At 39.1% G+C, this 16,499-nt stretch carries 16 protein-coding genes; 7 read left to right on the top strand and 9 right to left on the bottom strand.

The window, feature by feature from the left end:
• Window positions 1–79: 79 nt before the first annotated feature.
• The 4 genes from FHW88_RS26480 to FHW88_RS26465 all read right to left on the bottom strand — a co-directional run bounded on the left by FHW88_RS26480 (window position 80) and on the right by FHW88_RS26465 (window position 4,293).
• Entirely contained in the window at window positions 80–1,948 is a 1,869-nt protein-coding gene (locus FHW88_RS26480; protein ID WP_176628606.1) for an ATP-binding protein, read from the bottom strand.
• A gap of 207 nt (window positions 1,949–2,155) precedes the next feature.
• Complete coding sequence (locus tag FHW88_RS26475) at window positions 2,156–2,857, bottom strand: NUDIX hydrolase (RefSeq protein WP_090533328.1); 702 nt, start codon at window positions 2,855–2,857, stop codon at window positions 2,156–2,158.
• Window positions 2,858–3,244: 387 nt separating this feature from the next.
• Window positions 3,245–3,442, bottom strand: a complete 198-nt coding sequence (locus FHW88_RS26470) for a hypothetical protein (protein WP_090533330.1) — start codon at window positions 3,440–3,442, stop codon at window positions 3,245–3,247.
• Between the two features lie 200 nt (window positions 3,443–3,642).
• Window positions 3,643–4,293, bottom strand: coding sequence for an HAD family hydrolase (locus tag FHW88_RS26465; RefSeq protein ID WP_176628605.1), 651 nt, complete (start codon window positions 4,291–4,293; stop codon window positions 3,643–3,645).
• Window positions 4,294–4,598: 305 nt separating this feature from the next.
• On the opposite strand from FHW88_RS26465, the gene FHW88_RS26460 reads away from it, so the two are divergent.
• From FHW88_RS26460 to FHW88_RS26450, 3 genes are all read left to right on the top strand, one after another.
• Complete coding sequence (locus FHW88_RS26460) at window positions 4,599–5,735, top strand: GAF domain-containing protein (protein WP_176628604.1); 1,137 nt, start codon at window positions 4,599–4,601, stop codon at window positions 5,733–5,735.
• Window positions 5,736–5,855: 120 nt separating this feature from the next.
• Complete coding sequence (locus FHW88_RS26455; RefSeq protein WP_090533335.1) at window positions 5,856–6,050, top strand: cold-shock protein; 195 nt, start codon at window positions 5,856–5,858, stop codon at window positions 6,048–6,050.
• A 188-nt stretch (window positions 6,051–6,238) separates the two neighbouring features.
• Window positions 6,239–6,625: a YtxH domain-containing protein gene (locus FHW88_RS26450; RefSeq protein WP_090533337.1), complete on the top strand. Its 387-nt coding sequence runs from the start codon at window positions 6,239–6,241 to the stop codon at window positions 6,623–6,625.
• Window positions 6,626–6,698: 73 nt separating this feature from the next.
• Here FHW88_RS26450 and FHW88_RS26445 read toward each other — a convergent pair whose 3' ends face one another.
• Together FHW88_RS26445 and FHW88_RS26440 are read right to left on the bottom strand one after the other, a co-directional pair.
• Window positions 6,699–8,564 carry a M1 family metallopeptidase gene (locus tag FHW88_RS26445; RefSeq protein WP_176628603.1) on the bottom strand — a complete coding sequence of 622 codons (1,866 nt, stop codon included), beginning with the start codon at window positions 8,562–8,564 and terminating at the stop codon, window positions 6,699–6,701.
• A gap of 277 nt (window positions 8,565–8,841) precedes the next feature.
• Window positions 8,842–9,348: a DUF892 family protein gene (locus tag FHW88_RS26440; protein WP_176628602.1), complete on the bottom strand. Its 507-nt coding sequence runs from the start codon at window positions 9,346–9,348 to the stop codon at window positions 8,842–8,844.
• Between the two features lie 155 nt (window positions 9,349–9,503).
• Between FHW88_RS26440 and FHW88_RS26435 the strand changes: the two genes are divergently transcribed.
• Window positions 9,504–10,454 (top strand): Smr/MutS family protein, encoded by a 951-nt coding sequence (locus tag FHW88_RS26435; RefSeq protein WP_176628601.1) that lies wholly within the window; start codon window positions 9,504–9,506, stop codon window positions 10,452–10,454.
• Between the two features lie 59 nt (window positions 10,455–10,513).
• Here FHW88_RS26435 and FHW88_RS26430 read toward each other — a convergent pair whose 3' ends face one another.
• Window positions 10,514–12,661, bottom strand: a complete 2,148-nt coding sequence (locus tag FHW88_RS26430; RefSeq protein WP_176628600.1) for an alpha-L-fucosidase — start codon at window positions 12,659–12,661, stop codon at window positions 10,514–10,516.
• A 288-nt stretch (window positions 12,662–12,949) separates the two neighbouring features.
• On the opposite strand from FHW88_RS26430, the gene FHW88_RS26425 reads away from it, so the two are divergent.
• The gene (locus FHW88_RS26425; protein ID WP_090533348.1) at window positions 12,950–13,177 is read left to right on the top strand and encodes a hypothetical protein; all 228 of its coding nucleotides are present in this window, start codon (window positions 12,950–12,952) and stop codon (window positions 13,175–13,177) included.
• A gap of 353 nt (window positions 13,178–13,530) precedes the next feature.
• Here the strand turns inward: FHW88_RS26425 and FHW88_RS26420 are convergent, their stop codons facing one another.
• The gene (locus tag FHW88_RS26420; RefSeq protein WP_176628599.1) at window positions 13,531–14,328 is read right to left on the bottom strand and encodes a carboxypeptidase-like regulatory domain-containing protein; all 798 of its coding nucleotides are present in this window, start codon (window positions 14,326–14,328) and stop codon (window positions 13,531–13,533) included.
• A 134-nt stretch (window positions 14,329–14,462) separates the two neighbouring features.
• Window positions 14,463–15,089 (bottom strand): MarR family winged helix-turn-helix transcriptional regulator, encoded by a 627-nt coding sequence (locus FHW88_RS26415; RefSeq protein ID WP_176628598.1) that lies wholly within the window; start codon window positions 15,087–15,089, stop codon window positions 14,463–14,465.
• A 129-nt stretch (window positions 15,090–15,218) separates the two neighbouring features.
• On the opposite strand from FHW88_RS26415, the gene FHW88_RS26410 reads away from it, so the two are divergent.
• Window positions 15,219–15,695: a hypothetical protein gene (locus tag FHW88_RS26410; RefSeq protein ID WP_176628597.1), complete on the top strand. Its 477-nt coding sequence runs from the start codon at window positions 15,219–15,221 to the stop codon at window positions 15,693–15,695.
• 11 nt (window positions 15,696–15,706) lie between these two features.
• Window positions 15,707–16,378 (top strand): NAD(P)-dependent oxidoreductase, encoded by a 672-nt coding sequence (locus FHW88_RS26405; protein WP_176628596.1) that lies wholly within the window; start codon window positions 15,707–15,709, stop codon window positions 16,376–16,378.
• Window positions 16,379–16,499: the final 121 nt, after the last annotated feature.

Genomic DNA, 16,499 nt, shown 5'->3' with positions numbered 1-16,499 from the left:
GCAAACTGTATTTGAACTGAAATTTACGAACTTAAAATGTTGTTTTTCAACAGGTAATTTAAAAATTACAATGAAGAGGTTAATGGATATTGGGCAATGAGTAGCAGAAAATAGCTCCTTTTTCCTTGTTGTTTTCAACCCAGATCCGGCCATTCATCTTTTCGGTAAAATCTTTGCAGATCATAAGCGCTACGCCCGCGCCTTTTTCCTTTTCGTTACTGTACTGCATGTTGGCTTTAAAATTAAAGAGCAACTTCAACTTATCGGGTGAAATACCTTTTCCTTCGTCCTGTACACAAACAGTTATATCGTTGTTATCGCTTGACGCACCTATAGTAATGGTTGAATTATCTGGCGAAAACTTAATGGCGTTATGTATAAAATTGCGATGGATAAACTGTACCAGTTCCTTGTCGGCATGAATAACAATGGCCGGGTCCACTGTGATTACGAACTTAAGTCCACGGTCTTTCCCCATTAAGTAAAATGGTTGTATAGCCTCATCAATAAGATCCTTTAATGGCAATGGAACAGCTTTGTAATTAAAGCCCGACAATTGCTGTTTGATCCATTGCAAGATATTTTCAAAAATCTCCAGCGAAATATTTGAAGAATGCTCCATTGTATCTACCAATTCCATCAACTCTTCCCGTGTAAAAGTATTAGCGTCTTTAAGTACGGTTGCCAGTGTTTTGAGTGCGCCTATTGGCTGCCTGAAATCATGCGCAAGAATTGATACCAGCCGGTTGTTGAATTCATGATCTATTTCCAGTTTTTCGTTTCGTAGCTGTACAGTGCGATTAAGTTCTTCCAATGTTTGGCCATGCTTTTTCTTGAGGTTATACAGGCGGTAGGTAAATATTACAGTAATGGCAGTTATCACAAATAAAATACCAAGTACAATAGCAAGCACCTGCCTGTTTTGGCTCCGGATGGTTATAGCTTCCAGTTCCTGGTCCTTAAGTGCATAATCAATGTAATCGAAGCCCGATGTGTTAGCGAATTTTTCTTCATCTTCATAAAGCTTCAATAATTTTTCGCTGTAGCGCTGTACTTCATTCAGGTTATTTTGAGCGCTGTAGATTTCATATAATTTTTTGCCGAAGAACTTTTCATAATAATGATAACCACTTTTTTCGGCAATGGAAAGCCCTTGTTTGTAATATATAATAGCTTTGGCGATATTATTATCCATGTACAGATCGCCAAGGTTAATGATTATATCAAGGCTCAGATAGGAAAGCTCCATTGCTAAACCGTTGTTAGCAGCTTGTTGCAGTAATGCCGTACCTTTTTCGCGCTCGTTGTTTTGCACATACAATAAGCCCTGGATCTGGTCTGCTTCAACCAGCATACGGTTATCTTTAAATCTTGTTCCTATCTCCCGCGCTTTTTTAAGATAAATTTCAACGGAATCTTTTGGCACTTGCTCCGGGTATAAGAGCAAGTAATTACATAACACCAGCGACATTATAGAATCACGATGCAGGGTTTTGCCGAGGTTCATCGCGCGTTTAAAAAAGTCTATTGCTTTTTTATTCTCTTTGGTTTCGTTAAATACGAGGCCAATGTTCATTAACCCCTGTACAATGTTCGAGGTATCTTTTAACTCCTTATAAAGATTATAGGCCTCGTTATAATACCGCAGCGAAAGCTGTAAATTGCCTTTTAGGTCATAAACAATACCTATAGCATTCAAGGCGTCGGCTTTACCGGCCTTATAGTTAAGTCGTTCGGCTATATTTCTTGCTTTTTTTGCATAAAAAAAAGCACTGTCGATGTTTTGCTCATACAAAAGTAAGCCCAGCCGGTTAAGTGCATTGACATATTGTATACTGTCATGAATTAAAGGAAGATTTTTTTTTAGTTTATTAACCTCCTTGAATTGGCCGAAACATTCAGATACAGCAAGCAACAGCAATACTAAAAGGCTTACGTTTTTTTTCATTAATTAATATTTGCAAAACGGGGCTAACGGTTCATAATATAGCCTAAAGCTATTATACGGATAAAAAATGGTATGGTTGGAGAATGTTAAATAAAATAGGCCTGAGTTACAGTTAATTTAAACTGCTATCCCCCAAAAAAAGATATTCAAGCTTATGCAGGTAATACCGGCATAATGGCTGAAATAAAAAAATGATTCAAAGAACTGTTATAACGAATCGGGATTAGGAATAAAGTTCATAAATGCCTGAAACTTGGCATAATAGTTTTGCATGTTTAACTGGTAATAATAAGCACCGCGTTTTGAGCCGGCTTTATCCTTATCGGCCAGTTTAATGAGTAAACCGGTTGCCAGCACCCTTTTACTGAAATTACGTTTATCAATAGTGGTATTAAACACGCTTTCGTAAAGTGTTTGCAATTGCGGAATAGTAAACTTGGTGGGCAAAAGCTCAAACAGGATAGGGTGCATAGCTGCTTTGTAGCGGATGCGTTTGCGGGCCTGCTCAACCATTTCCTGCTGGTCAAATATCAATTTAGGGGCGCGTTTAAGCTGAAACCATTCGGCATGGTAATCATCACTAATCTGGGCTTCATATTTATGGATGTCAACCAGTGCAAAGTATGCTACAGATACTGTACGCTCAATAGGGTCACGCTGGGGTTGCCCAAAAGTATATAATTGTTCAAGGTACACGCCCTCCAAACCGGTTAATTGCTTTAAAATGCGGTTGGCACTTTGATCAAGACTTTCATCTGGCTGAACAAAGCCACCCATCAGGCTCCAGTTTCCCTTTTCGGGTTGAAAGCCTCTTTTTATCAATAGGATCTTTAAAACTTCGCCATCAAAGCCAAAAATGATACAATCAACAGCTAATAATAACCTTGTTTGCTTGGAGTACTTGAGCATTTATAAACAGTAATAATTTTATGGTAAAAACAAATATAGAATAACATTCGATATAAGCTTGCAAATTTGCTGTGTTATACCTGTTAAAAACGCATTAATTTACAATTGTTAGTCAAATGTGTAAATTAATTGTGCTTTTTACAATAATAATTGACACTTATTCATTATTTATTCGCCCCATGCCGATATTACCAGCATGCGGTTGCCGCCGTGGTTACGATGCTCGCACAAATAAATTCCCTCGCCGCTTCAAAATCGATAAAGCGAAAATCGATACGTCCGCTGCTCACAAAAAAGTTCCCGACAACCTCCCTCCTGCCGTTCCAAAGAACTTATTTTTAAAGTAGTTGGGATCTTGCGGCTCCAATTCGCTGTTATGATAATTACCTAATGTACCATAGCACCGTAAGCCGGGTTGAAATGATCAAATGCATGTGCGCGGCTAAAATTAAGCTGTCCACTAACCAACTCGTCTGAGTAATTAGGGCTTTCATCAACTACTAACGCCCCCGAAATATAATTTGTCGATTTGACAGCATCGGCAGATACCGGTTTAGGCAGATAAGCAATATCGCTATGGTGCATGGCCGGCGCATAAATATGATCACTGCATGCACATACTGGACAGGAGCAAAAGCAGGCTGAATTTAAGTTTCATCATAAAAGGTCCGGGGCAGGTTTATAAATAGGCACCAAGGGCATTTATATCATAACCTTATTTCGTTAGCTATATTAACAACAAGTCATCATCACTAAATATTAAAATGCGTTTGCCCAACTATTTATTATACCAGGCTACCAACAAAGTCATCCGTAAAATCATCGGCAAAATGAATTACGTTTTGCAATTCGGAAAACTCATCTATTTGATGGGTAGTAGTAAGTACAACAGCTTTCATACCTGCATTAGCGGCAGCTTCAGCACCTTTAGGTACATCCTCAAACACAATACAATCTGTGGGCAATGTATTCAGCAATTCGGCAGCTTTTAAAAATGTTTCTGGATGGGGTTTACTTAGTACTACGTCATCGGCACTTACTATTGCTTTAAAATAATGCCTGATGTTAAGGTTATCCAGTACAAAATCAATGTTAAAAGGAATAGCGGCTGAACCGATAGCCATAGGGATACCGTTTTGATAAGCTTTTTCCAAAAACTCATGCAAACCGGGCAATAGCGCCAGGTGGGGTAAAAACTCATTCTGGTAGCGCTGTTCTTTAAGGTACGAAAGCCTGTTCATTTCCTCGGTAGTAAAGCGATTGGGGCCAAACATACGTTCCAGTACTTCCTGATTTTTGCCGTACATCTGTGGTTTTACTTCATCCCAGGTAAAGCTGCCGCCAAGGTCGGTATTTAAAAGATATTGCCATGCTTTGGTATGATAAGGCATGTCATTGATCATAGTGCCGTTAAGGTCGAATATAAAGGCCTTCATGTATTAATTTTCAATTTATGAAATAAAACCGATCCCAGTTTTTTGGCAAACTTAAACCTTTAAAAAACTAAAAGTTGAATTATGCCACATATTCTTTAAACACATGAGCGATTAGTTTTTAACAGCCGTACGATTAACCAGTTAAATTGTAATAAAATCATTGCCATTATGTCTTTTTATTCTGTAATTTATACAACTATTAGCTAAACTATTGCGTATGTGTTTAATAAGCTCATTATTATTATAGTGCGCGTAGGCTCCGTATTGGATATATAAAAAAACTACTAATCCTTATACAATATACAATGAATAACGAACCCCTGCGCCTGCGTGCCGTTAAGAGATTTAAGGATCTGGATAGTGACATCGCGGTTGATTTAAATGATATAGTAGGATTAGCAGCTCAGATCTGCGGCACTCCCGTCGCCCTGGTTACTTTGCTCGATACCGACATGCAGTGGTTTAAAGCCGCTACCGGCACCAATATCACCTGTACCCCACGTGATTTATCATTCTGCAATCACACTATTATCCAAAAACAGGTATTGGTTGTACCCGACCTGCTTAATGACGAACGCTTTAACACCAACCTTCTTGTTATTGAAGATCCACAGGCAAGGTTTTATGCAGGTGCCCCTTTGATTACTAAAGATGGCCATGCCCTTGGCAGCCTGTGTGTTATTGACTTTAAGCCCCATGAACTTAACCAGCAACAGATTAAATCATTAAAAACGCTGGCCAGGCAGGTTATAAACCTCATGGAACTTAATTCAAGTTTACATTCGCTTGAGCAGCAGCACCAGCAGTCGCAATCACAAAAAGCGTTTATCAGCGAATCGGAAATGAAGTTGAAAGCAATTTTCGACAGTTCAAAAGATACCCATATCCTGGTTGGCCGTAATCTTGAGGTTATGGCATTCAATAAATCTGCATCGGTTTTTATCAGAAGCCTATATAATAAAAAACTGGCCAATGGTGATAATATTATCGCTTACACAGAGCCGGCCCTGGTAAACTCATTTTCGAAATACTTTGCGATAGCATTAACCGGCCGTTCCATTAAACGGGAGTGGGAACTGCTGTCGGGAACGCCAAATGCCTGCTGGAAAGAAACCTCATTTATCCCGGTAAAAAATAGTAGCGGTGAGGTAATTGGGGTAGCTATTAACTCAACAGATATTACTACACGCAAAAGACACGAGGAACAAATCAATATTCAAAAAGAGGCGCTTAACCGTATAGCTATCATACAATCGCACGAATTACGGAGGCCGGTAGCGTCACTGCTTGGCATATTAGACCTCATGCGGATGGAAAATATTGATTTTGGTTACTTTAATATAATAGAACATACCGTTAACGAACTGGATGAAAAGATACGGGGAATAGTAAAAGATTCGGAAGATACCATACAGGGAGGGCATTTGGCAATAGTAGCCTGACCATCAATTATCTAAAATCCAAATACCATCCCACAGATTTGGTTTACACCTAAATTACGCTTTGGCTATTGCTGATTACGGTAAATTATAACTACCTTGGCGGCATTAATAAATAAAAGAATGCAAAATCAAGGAACAGTAAAATTTTTTAATGAAACAAAAGGTTTCGGATTTATAGTACCAAGCAATGGTGGTCCGGATATTTTTGTTCATTCAACAGGCCTTATTGACGAAGTTCGTGAAAACGACACCGTTGAATACGAAGTTGAAAACGGCCGTAAAGGTCTTAACGCGGTAAATGTAAAAGTTATATAATTATAATATAATCATTAAGCCTACCAGGCACTCAATTTTTTGAGTGCCTTTTTTGTTGACTTATTTTTTTTATTAACCTGCAGGGTATTTCAACTTAATATTTGAATGTTACTTTCAAATAAAACTGGCATTGTTGTTGTTTAAACTATGATATCATAAATCGACTACATATAAAACAAAGAAAGAACATGAAAGATCAAGCAAAAATTATAGCAGCACTATTGGTAGGTGCAGCGGCGGGCGCGGCTTTGGGTTTATTGTTAGCTCCTGAAAAAGGGACTGAATTGAGAGGAGATATTGCAGACTATATAAATGATTTGGTTGATACAGCCAAAACGAAAGCGCAAACAACAGCCGGAGAAATCAAAGATTACAGCAACAATGTAATTGACAAAGCAAAAACCAAGTTTAGCGGAACTGTTAGCGACCTTTGGGATGCTAAAGATAAAGCTGTTGACACAGTACAATCAAAAGCCGATGAAATTGCAGGCAAAGCCAGCGACGCCGCCGAAAGCGCAAAAGATAAAGCTAAAGCAACTGCTAATGACTGGAACAATTCTGTACAAAACGCATAATATTTAGTACTATCATAAAATAATAAAACCCTGCCAGTTGGCAGGGTTTTATTATTTATAAGCGTTTTTTTTATTATTTATTCCATGTATTGTTGCTGTCATCAGCATCCATAAATATACCGCCATCTAAAGTAGCTGATTTAATGGTTTTGGCGGTTTTGATATCTACCGAAATTTGCTTTTGATTTTTTTCCCAAACCACAGGGGTTTGATGAATGCTTTCGGCCGAACCATCAGCATAAGTAATTTTTACATCAAACGGAATTACAAAACCGCCCACGTTTTTAATTGCTACTGTATAACCACCGGCTGTTTTGGTTACACCTTTTACCGACAGATCGATATAGTAATTAGTAAAGAACCAGTTATTGAAAAACCAATCAAGGTTTTTACCTGTAATATTACTCATAGAGTTAAAATAATCCCATGGTATTGGGTGTTTGCCATGCCAGCGGTCCATATATCCATGCAGGGCTTTTTTGAATAGTTGATCGCCAAGCATATCTTTCAGGGCTAAATAACTTAACGATGGCTTACCATAGGAGTTATTACCGTATCCACCCCTCAATTCGCTCGATGGTGTAATGACCGGCTGATCTTCGGCGGTTGAAGCATCATGGATCCATCTGTCAACACGGAAATTTTTATACAATGCTTCAGCTTTTTCTTTGCCAACTTCTGATGTTCCAATCAACAGTTCAAAAGTGGTTGCCCAGCCCTCGTCCATAAATGCATAACGGCTTTCGTTAATACCCATATAAAAAGGGAAATAGGTATGCGCTATTTCATGATCCTGCACAAACTGCGAAAAGCGCACATCGTTGGTATGGCTATCGTTAACCATCATAGGGTATTCCATATCTGCAAAGCCCTGGAACGACGTCATTTTAGGGAACGGGTAGGGTACCCCCGGCCAGTTATGTGATAACCAGCTTAATGAATTACGGCCGTTTTGTACCGCATGATGAAAATCTTCCGAGCTATCTAAAAAAGCAGCCTGCATACTGGCCCGGCGGTTTGTTGCGTCATCAACCACAACGCTGGCTGCATCCCATACATAATGATCACTAATACCTACAGCCATATCGCTGATATCATTAGCGGTCCAGGTCCAGGTGTTCATCTCCTTTTGAGCCGTTACTTTATGGGCGGCAAGCTCAGCAGCCGATGCAATATTGATAGTTGAATCACTGGTGAATGAAGCCTTCAATCGTTTTGCATATTCAGGCTGAAGCACCTCTTCAGGGTTTTGCAGGGTACCGGTAGCCCAAACCACGTAGTTTTTAGGCGCGGTAACGTGCAGGGTATAGTCGTTAAAGTCGTTGTAAAATTCCTGGGCATCTAAAAAAGGTAGCCTGTCCCAGCCATTGTAATCGTCATAAACCGACACCCGCGGATAAAAATAAGCCAGGTAGCAGGTAGTTGAATCGATCATTCCTTCGCGGCCGCTTTCTTTCGAAATTTCAAAATGCCAGCCAATATCAAGCTTAACAGAATCATGAGGCATCAACGGCTTACTTAAACCAACCATTTGATTTGTTGAACCTGATGCAACTTTTTTTGCTTCGCCATTAATTGAAAAGCTATCAAACTGAATGCCCGGTGTAAGATAGTCAGCCCCTGCATCGCCAAAACGGGCGGCACCCGGTTTATGAATGTTCAGGATGAGCTTCATGTTAAGCCTTTTTAAAGTATCCGGACTATTATTAACATAAGTGATCTGTTCTGTGCCTTTTACAGTACGATTTTGAGGCACAGCCGTAATACTGATATTATAACGGCCATAATTTTGCCAGTACTTTTTGCCGGGGCGGCCATCAGTCGAGCGCGTTTCGTTTTTAAATGCTTTTTGTATATCGCGGGGCATATACAAGGTTTGGGCCTTAACCTGTATAAATGCAATGCAGGCTAATGCAGATAAAATAATGGGTTTGGTCATACGTCTTAAATTTCGTTGCCAATTTAAATTAATTGGACTAAATAACGATATGCAGGAAACATTAATCGGAAAATTTAAAACAAAAAATCGCTTGATAAATCGCTATATCAGAGCTTATTTTGTAACAAAGCTGTCACAAAGATTATTTATAAATAAATATTTTGCGGTATCGGATATATTTTTTTTTACTTTGTTACCAGTTATTTTAATAGGGGTATTAAATAACTAACATTTAAGCCATCTGCGCTATGCGGATGGCTTTCTTTTTTATAGATACTTAATCTGCAATTATATATTCTTTGCTAATAAGCGTAAACAGCTCATCGTTGTCAATTGATTCATCTTTACATTCGGTAAGTAATTGTTGAGCTTCAGTGTAATTAAGCTGTTGAGCCACCATTATTAACATATGGCACGATGTAATATTAATATGCTCAAGTAACTGCAGATACAACATAATATCCATATCCAGCAATACAGGTATAGTTTGCTCTTCGTCCAGGCAAAACTCATCCTTAACAATGGACTTTATAGGGTTACAGTTCTTATCCGATGGAATTTCATCAATCAGGGTATACACCTTATTCATCCGTTCTATCTGTTTTTTGATATCGTCCCAAAACTCCTGTATCGCTTGCTGCAATGCGGTAAAAGAAGCGAGGCCTTTCAGGTGCCCAAGATGTTTATCAAGATAACACTTACCAAAATAAATTCTGTTCAGGTTGTGGACAAAAACCTGTTTTAACAAATCGTTATCCAGTGTTTTAGGGGTATTGTTACTCATGGTATGAAGTTAAAAGTATATAGTTAGGGTTTATATATTTCTTAAAAGCTGTTTCACGCAATTGCTTATCAAACTTACCTTAAAAATAACTAAGTTTTATTAGCCGGACAGATGTGCCGGGATAAATTAACTTTGCATTGCAATAACATAATGCTATGAAATATAAATTAGGCGATTTTGTTCGGTTTGTTGATGAAAAAATGGAAGGTTTTGTAACGCGCATCATCGACGAACAGATGATAGGCGTTACCGGCGAAGACGATTTTGAGATTCCGGTACTGGCCAGTAAAGTAACTTACGTTCATGGTTACCAACCGGCAGGGGCGACAAAAAGCAACAATACAACGGCTGAAAAGCCCTTAACACCAGGTGAATTTGTAAAAAAAGGCGTTTATATAGGCGTGGTTACTGACGCCAGGGCAAGTTCTGTCGTACATTTTCATTTAATCAATGAAACTTCGTTTCAGTTGCTGGCTACTTTGACCACAGATAAGCAACAGGTATTTAAAGGCGAATTTGCAGGGATCATCGCGCCAAAATCAACCGAAAATATCTACTCCGCCCAACTGGCCGATCTGCAGGTTTGGCCAAAGTTTATTTTCAACGTTTTATTCAGCACCAAACAAAACGTTGAACCACCGGCACCGTTGGCTGTACATGAAAAGTTTAAGGCCAAGGATTTTTCGACCACTAAAAAGAACATTCCATTGCTTAACCAGGCTGGCTGGCTCATCAGGCTCGACGAGCCTGAACTGATTATTGATGCTCAAAAACTGAAGGAAAGCTTTTTTGAAAGCCCTACCGAAAAAGTAGTGATTGAAAAGCCGGTTAGCGAAGTTGACCTGCATATAGAAAAGCTGCGGGACGATTACCAGTTTTTAAGCAGCGCTGAGATTATGGAGATTCAACTGGCCCATTTTCACAAAGCGCTTGATGCAGCTATTGTTCATCAACTACCTGATATTACTTTTATACACGGTGGTGGCAATGGCACGCTGCGTAATGAGCTGCACAAACAATTGGGCAGGCATAAAAAAGTACAAACCTTTATGGATGCCCGTAAAGAAAAATTTGGTTACGGCGCTACCAAGGTGTTGTTGAAGTAACAATTTACGAGAGTAAGTAAGCCTTACGAAGTTTTAAAACCTTCGTAAGGCGGTTTTTCTTACTTTTTCGCAAACCAGATTTCAAGATTAGGCAACTTTAAAGTTTGATGCGGCGATGCCGGATCATGTAACTTTAAACTCACCGGGTAAAGTTCATTTGCTTCAAACGTTAAAGGTTCAAGATCTTTAATATAGAGATTTTGTGGAATACTATGTGTGAGCGCAATAGGAATGTTCTTTTTAAAGTTGTTGAACACTTTTATCAGTAACTGGTTATTGCCGGGCATCAAATCCAAACCGATGACATGACTTACAGAGGCAGCCTTACCCGGATTATTATTGATGAGCAGTTGCCTCCCATTAAGCAAAACAATTATGCCATCGCCGCTGGTAATCTTAACCTGCGCGTAAATTAAATCCTTGCCTGCGTTGATGTTTTGCAAAATGTAGTAAGCATTATCCATGCCTGCAGGCAGATCAATCAGCTGCCCGTTTTTATAGTCATTTACAGACCGCCATGGTTTATCGGTGTCTTTGGTAAAAGGTTTTGAGATATCGATTTTATCCGCGCTGCCATTTAAACCTCCTAAGCCCGCGGAGTATGGGCCGGTTATATATAATGGCCCCCATTTTATTTTAGCCGTATCGGGTTTATACTTCATCTTCCTGTCGCTGTCGAGTTTGAGCGTGGTGGTTACATTATTTACATTTAGGTCAACAATGCTGCCTTTTTCTTCGTCGGTATATTGTATAGCAGGCTGATACCTGCCTTTGTGTTTGGGCTTAATTGTCCAGCCTTGCTTTACCGTACTTTGATAATTGCTGTTATAATCAATACCCGATGAACTATAATAATTATAAGCGTTGTGCTCATCCAGTTTTATGTGGTCATAACTGCTGCTCAGGATATGAACAGGTTGCACTTTGTAACCTTCGGCAACGTCAACCGCTATAACTTTTATTTGTTTTTCACTGTCAAAACCTGCGGGTAAGGTTATCACAGCGGCATCAGTTGCCTGTTTAAAGCTAAGCGATTGTTGTTCACCCAAAACAGAAACATTACTAATCCTGCCTTCCAGACCGGGTAAAGTGATCAGGCCATCAGCGGGTGCCGAGGTTACAAAAAGATAAAGCTTATTGGGTTTACTGGTTATATTCCCCCAGTCAAAAGAGGCAAAAAAGGGATCGGCAGTTGTGCCATAAACAGCTTCGGCATTTTTATGGAGCCAGGTCCCTATCTTCAATAAAACATCCTTTTCAAAACCAACTACTGAGCCATCTCCTTTGGGCCCGATATTAAGCAGGTAATTCCCTCCCCTGCTAATCACGCGGATCAGGCTTTCCAATTTCTCTTTATACTTTTCATCCTCGCTTCCGCGTTTTTGCCACGACCGGTAGCCCCAGGTTTCGTCAAAAAATGAAGCGGGCGACTGCCAGGGCACTCCGATGGAATAATCGGGATACTGATTATCACCCATTACGGCAAAATCGCCCTGATCATTACCCAAACGGCTGCTTACCATACAATCAGGCTGCAGGCGGTGCACCAATTGATAAAGCTCTTTACTTTGTTCAGGGCTTTGCGACCCCATATCAAACCAAAGTTCGGATATAGTACCATAGTTTGATAGCAACTCGGTTACCTGTTTCTTGTTATATTCATGATGCTCGGGTGTTATATAATCAGAATTATGACTTGATATGGGCGACGCTTGCGGATAATGCCAGTCTATCAGCGAAAAATACAAACCAAACCTCAGACCATGCCTTTTACAGGCTTCGGCCATTTCCTTTACCACATCACGGTTAAATGGAGTAGCATCAACCACATTAAAATCGATAGTTGTAGTTTTAAACATGCAAAATCCGTCGTGATGTTTTGAAGTCAGTACAACAGAGCGCATCCCAGCCGCTTTAGCCAGCAGGGCAATACTATCAGCATTCCAGTTTATCGGGTTAAAGTTTTTGGCCAGGTTGGCGTAAGTATCACTGTAAATACCAGCATGGGCCTGAATTTGCTCACTTAAGCCGCGGGTAACCGGCTTCCCATCCCAAACGCCACCCAAAACTGAATAAATACCACCGAAATGGATAAACATGGAAAACTTCTGATCCTGCCATTGCTTTATCGAAGAAGATGGCGGTTGTGCAAATGCAAAATGAATACAAACTAATAATGATAACAGTGTGCTTATGATTTTTTTCATGAGGAGGAATTCAATATCTCAAAGTGTAAAAAAGTTGTTAATAAACAAAAAACTCACAACTTAAACTTGCGTGTTGTAAACCAACAGCTATACAATTATGCACACAAAACACGTCAACTTTACACTTTTGCTAATAAACATGTTATATAATTGTGAAATCCGCTTCACAAATTGCATTTTTTTAATAAAAATATTATTTGCATCTTTGTAGCAACACAACCCTAATTCATAATGAAAAAACTTCTCTTGCTCAACGGCAAGGGTTCATTTAACCTTTAAAAAAACGTAATGTCCGAATCTATTCAAATTCAACCCAATATCCATTGTGAGCCTTGCAAAGAATGTGGTGCACGCCCGGTAATTAATCAAACCCGTAAAGGTTTTGTGGTTACCTGCCCAACAAATAAAAAGCATTATGAAACTGCTCCTGGTATGGTAAATATTGACGAATGGAACAGGTTTAACCAAAAATCGCCTGTGCTTACAGGCACTCAATATAAAAGCAAAGCCTCATAAAAACTATTCCATAAAGTAATAGTTTCAGTTTTGGGTATTTAATCAATAAAAGCCTGCTTATGAGGATACAATGGGTTTAATTGTATTCATGTTATGCATATTGTAGATACTGAAAATGAACCTTCAAAAAAAAGGCACAGCTATACATTTTGTCCAAAGTGCCAAACCAATACCGGCCAAAGGATCCACCGGCCGGCATTGTTAAAGCTATTGACATTTTGGCTGCCGGTTAAAAGGTATTTTTGTTATAGCTGCAACAAAAAATACCTGGTAATTGAAAGGTAACGAAACCGTTCGGTAACAACACTTCCTATTGTTCAAAACACAGTATAGCTTAACAATATAAGACCCTTTCACTTTGCAAAAAGCGGAGCTGTTTGCCTGCTACCCGATTTGAGATACTCGGCATAGCTTTTTTTAATATAACTGATCATATCATAATCGCTCATTTTTTTCACTTTTTTAATTTCGGGGTGATATTGGTTCATAAAGTTTTGCAGCGAATCGCCTTTAAGATTAGTTATTGAGCTCACCTTTTCTGGCGAAAAAAACCTGTCCACATACTCATCTTCTTCATCTTTCAGCAAAATCTTTTGCAGCTTTGATTGCGGAGCTCTGTTTTTATTCAACATGTCGATCACCGACAGCAAGTTGATGCTCAAGATAGTTGCTGTACTTTTATCCGCATTTATGTGATTGCTGGGTTTACCAAAATCAAGATCAGCCGGACGTGCTATAAACGCATCTTTTATAGTTGAGCTATGATAGGCAAAAACAGAGGCAAACTCCCTCCTGTTACGTAATGAATCGGCCCTGGAATTACGCCTGGCCCTGATCTTTACCTCACTTAAAACAGTTGCCGCAGGCTCAATGTAACATCTTAAGGTATCAAATTTTAAAAAACTGACTATAAGCTTAAAAGGCTTGTAACCTATGCTGGTGATCCTTAAAGTATCACCGGGCTTTACGTTGGCCAACACAAACTTCCCTTCGGCATTACTTATACTTTTTGATGCAGGTGTATTGATAAAAGCATTTGCCACCGGCAAATAGGTAGCTTTATCAATAACAATACCTTTAACACGCTGGGCAAACAGATTTATGGACAAGAGCATCAATATCACTGTTGAGGTAAGTTTCAATGTTTTCATGACGGGTTCAGTTAACAGGTGAGCAGGTTAACTAAATATACGCATAAATTATTAACCTTTAAACTTTTAACAGATATTAACACTTGCCGCATTACGGTCACAAAACTTTTCTTTCCGTTAAAAAAGCCAATAAACTACTTCATCATAGCTTCAAAAATTTCATCAAAACCTTTGCTTTTAAATTTTTGGAAGGTTCCGTCAAACTTTTCGCTAACGGGGTTAAGCAATTGAAAGCAAAGCTGTTTATCTTCCTCGCTCAATGCGCTGGTCATCATTCGCGCAACTTCAAGTACACGTACTTTGGCTTTTCCAAGAGTTTCCTCTCCAAGGGCTGTTAATTTTAAACGCTTAATACGTTTATCATCAATATCTTCATACTCGGTTATCAGTTCGCGTTTTTTTAGCCTGTTAAGCATATTGGTACCGCTTGATAGTTCGATTATGTTATTATAAATAGCTTCAGATTTTATTGGGTTAACCTGGTTAAAAATAGTAACCAATATACCGAACTCCTCTATCTGATCAAGCCCTGTACCTTCAAGCGCTTTGTTTGAATATACCATATGGTACTTTCCTATCCGTCTTATCAAAATCATGAGCTTGCCGTTAATTCCCGGCCTTAATTGCCAGTCGGGCGTTGCTTTCTTCTCATCTGCTGCCTTGGCCATTAGCTGATGCCGGAAGAAATCATCCAAATTACAACCGGGATTTTGCTCCTCATAATCGCCCCAAAGCTTAACCAATTCAACTGTTTTATTCACGTGTTATTTCCTTTTGGTATCAAATCTAAAAAAAACGTCTCCATATTTGCTATTTACTTTCTTTTGGTATAATATTGCATTAGTTTACTACCATATGGTATATTTTATAAATTTAATCAATCATACCAAATGAATACCTCCCTCTTTTTACCAGCACTATTAATACTACACTTAACAGGGCTAACTATAATGGCGGGCACCACCATTGTTGATTTTACAGTATTTAAAACCTTTTGGAAGCATTTTGATGATGATACAGAAAAATCAAAAGGTATACTGGCAGGTACATCTAAGTCATCAACACTGATTGGAATAGGTGCCGCCCTGCTGGTTATAACAGGCATTGGCATGATGGCCTTAACCCATGGCGTATTTGGCGAACAGCTATGGTTTAGAATAAAAATAGGAATTGTTTTGGTTCTAATGCTAAACGGGATATTTTTTGGAAGGAAGCAAGGCGAAGAGTTACGAATGATTATGAATAACGACAAAGCTTACTTAGCAGAACGGGTTGACCAAATTAAGGTGAACCTTAATATCTTTTTTACAGTACAGCTGATATTGTTTTTCAGCATAGTTTTTTTAAGCGTTTTCAAATTTAGTTAATCACCAAAAAAATGGAAATGCAACAAAACATGCCTGTTTATAAGTTCGTGATTGTAGGCGCAAACGGCGGCATTGGCAGGCAGTGCGTTGAACATGCCCTTCAGGCCGGGCACCTGGTTACCGCAATATTACGAAACCCGGCCAAATTAGCAATCGAGCACCCCAATCTAAAAAAAGTAAGCGGCGATGTTATGCAACCCGGCGCATTTGAAAATAATTTTGAAAACCAGGATGCTGTGATTTCGGCAATAGGCATGCCCGGTGGTTTCGGATCAGATAAGCCCACAACTTTGTATTCGCAGGGCAATGCCAATATTTTAAAAGCGATGGAACGAAAAGGCATAAACCGCATGTTCCTGATCTCGGCCAGTGCAATTGAAATAAGTCCCGTGCTTCCATTTTATATCAGGTTTATCGAAAAATATGTAGTTCAAAAACTGCTGAAACACATGTATACCGATTTGCTCAAAATGGAGGCATTGATAAAAAGCAGTAACATTAACTGGACTATCATTAGACCTCCACAGCTTACAAACCAGGCTGTTACCGGCACATATCGCATAGCTATTAATGCATTTCTTAAAAACTGCCTCAAAATATCAAGGGCCGATGTTGCGCACTTTATCATTAATAACATTGCTAACAGGGACACATACCAGGCAACAGTTGAAATTGGATATTAACACTAAATTCCGCCAATGAAGCAGGGCACTTTTAACTACATGTTAACTTAGCGTTCCAATCAAAGCTGACTATCTGGTATAACAAAAAAGACCTTTCCATTACTGAAAAGGTCTTTTCTTT

It is taken from the genome of Mucilaginibacter sp. SG538B, assembly GCF_013376065.1.
Taxonomy (GTDB): domain Bacteria; phylum Bacteroidota; class Bacteroidia; order Sphingobacteriales; family Sphingobacteriaceae; genus Mucilaginibacter; species Mucilaginibacter rubeus.
Note: the sequence above shows the minus strand (reverse complement) of the source record. Positions and strands in the feature narration are given on the sequence as shown.

Excerpts from the sequence above, each read along its gene's own strand:
- FHW88_RS26480 (WP_176628606.1), bottom strand. The coding sequence starts at position 1,948 with ATGAAAAAAAACGTAAGCCTTTTAGTATTGCTGTTGCTTGCTGTATCT.
- FHW88_RS26475 (WP_090533328.1), bottom strand. The coding sequence starts at position 2,857 with ATGCTCAAGTACTCCAAGCAAACAAGGTTATTATTAGCTGTTGATTGT.
- FHW88_RS26470 (WP_090533330.1), bottom strand. The coding sequence starts at position 3,442 with ATGCACCATAGCGATATTGCTTATCTGCCTAAACCGGTATCTGCCGAT.
- FHW88_RS26465 (WP_176628605.1), bottom strand. The coding sequence starts at position 4,293 with ATGAAGGCCTTTATATTCGACCTTAACGGCACTATGATCAATGACATG.
- FHW88_RS26460 (WP_176628604.1), top strand. The coding sequence starts at position 4,599 with ATGAATAACGAACCCCTGCGCCTGCGTGCCGTTAAGAGATTTAAGGAT.
- FHW88_RS26455 (WP_090533335.1), top strand. The coding sequence starts at position 5,856 with ATGCAAAATCAAGGAACAGTAAAATTTTTTAATGAAACAAAAGGTTTC.
- FHW88_RS26450 (WP_090533337.1), top strand. The coding sequence starts at position 6,239 with ATGAAAGATCAAGCAAAAATTATAGCAGCACTATTGGTAGGTGCAGCG.
- FHW88_RS26445 (WP_176628603.1), bottom strand. The coding sequence starts at position 8,564 with ATGACCAAACCCATTATTTTATCTGCATTAGCCTGCATTGCATTTATA.
- FHW88_RS26440 (WP_176628602.1), bottom strand. The coding sequence starts at position 9,348 with ATGAGTAACAATACCCCTAAAACACTGGATAACGATTTGTTAAAACAG.
- FHW88_RS26435 (WP_176628601.1), top strand. The coding sequence starts at position 9,504 with ATGAAATATAAATTAGGCGATTTTGTTCGGTTTGTTGATGAAAAAATG.
- FHW88_RS26430 (WP_176628600.1), bottom strand. The coding sequence starts at position 12,661 with ATGAAAAAAATCATAAGCACACTGTTATCATTATTAGTTTGTATTCAT.
- FHW88_RS26425 (WP_090533348.1), top strand. The coding sequence starts at position 12,950 with ATGTCCGAATCTATTCAAATTCAACCCAATATCCATTGTGAGCCTTGC.
- FHW88_RS26420 (WP_176628599.1), bottom strand. The coding sequence starts at position 14,328 with ATGAAAACATTGAAACTTACCTCAACAGTGATATTGATGCTCTTGTCC.
- FHW88_RS26410 (WP_176628597.1), top strand. The coding sequence starts at position 15,219 with ATGAATACCTCCCTCTTTTTACCAGCACTATTAATACTACACTTAACA.
- FHW88_RS26405 (WP_176628596.1), top strand. The coding sequence starts at position 15,707 with ATGGAAATGCAACAAAACATGCCTGTTTATAAGTTCGTGATTGTAGGC.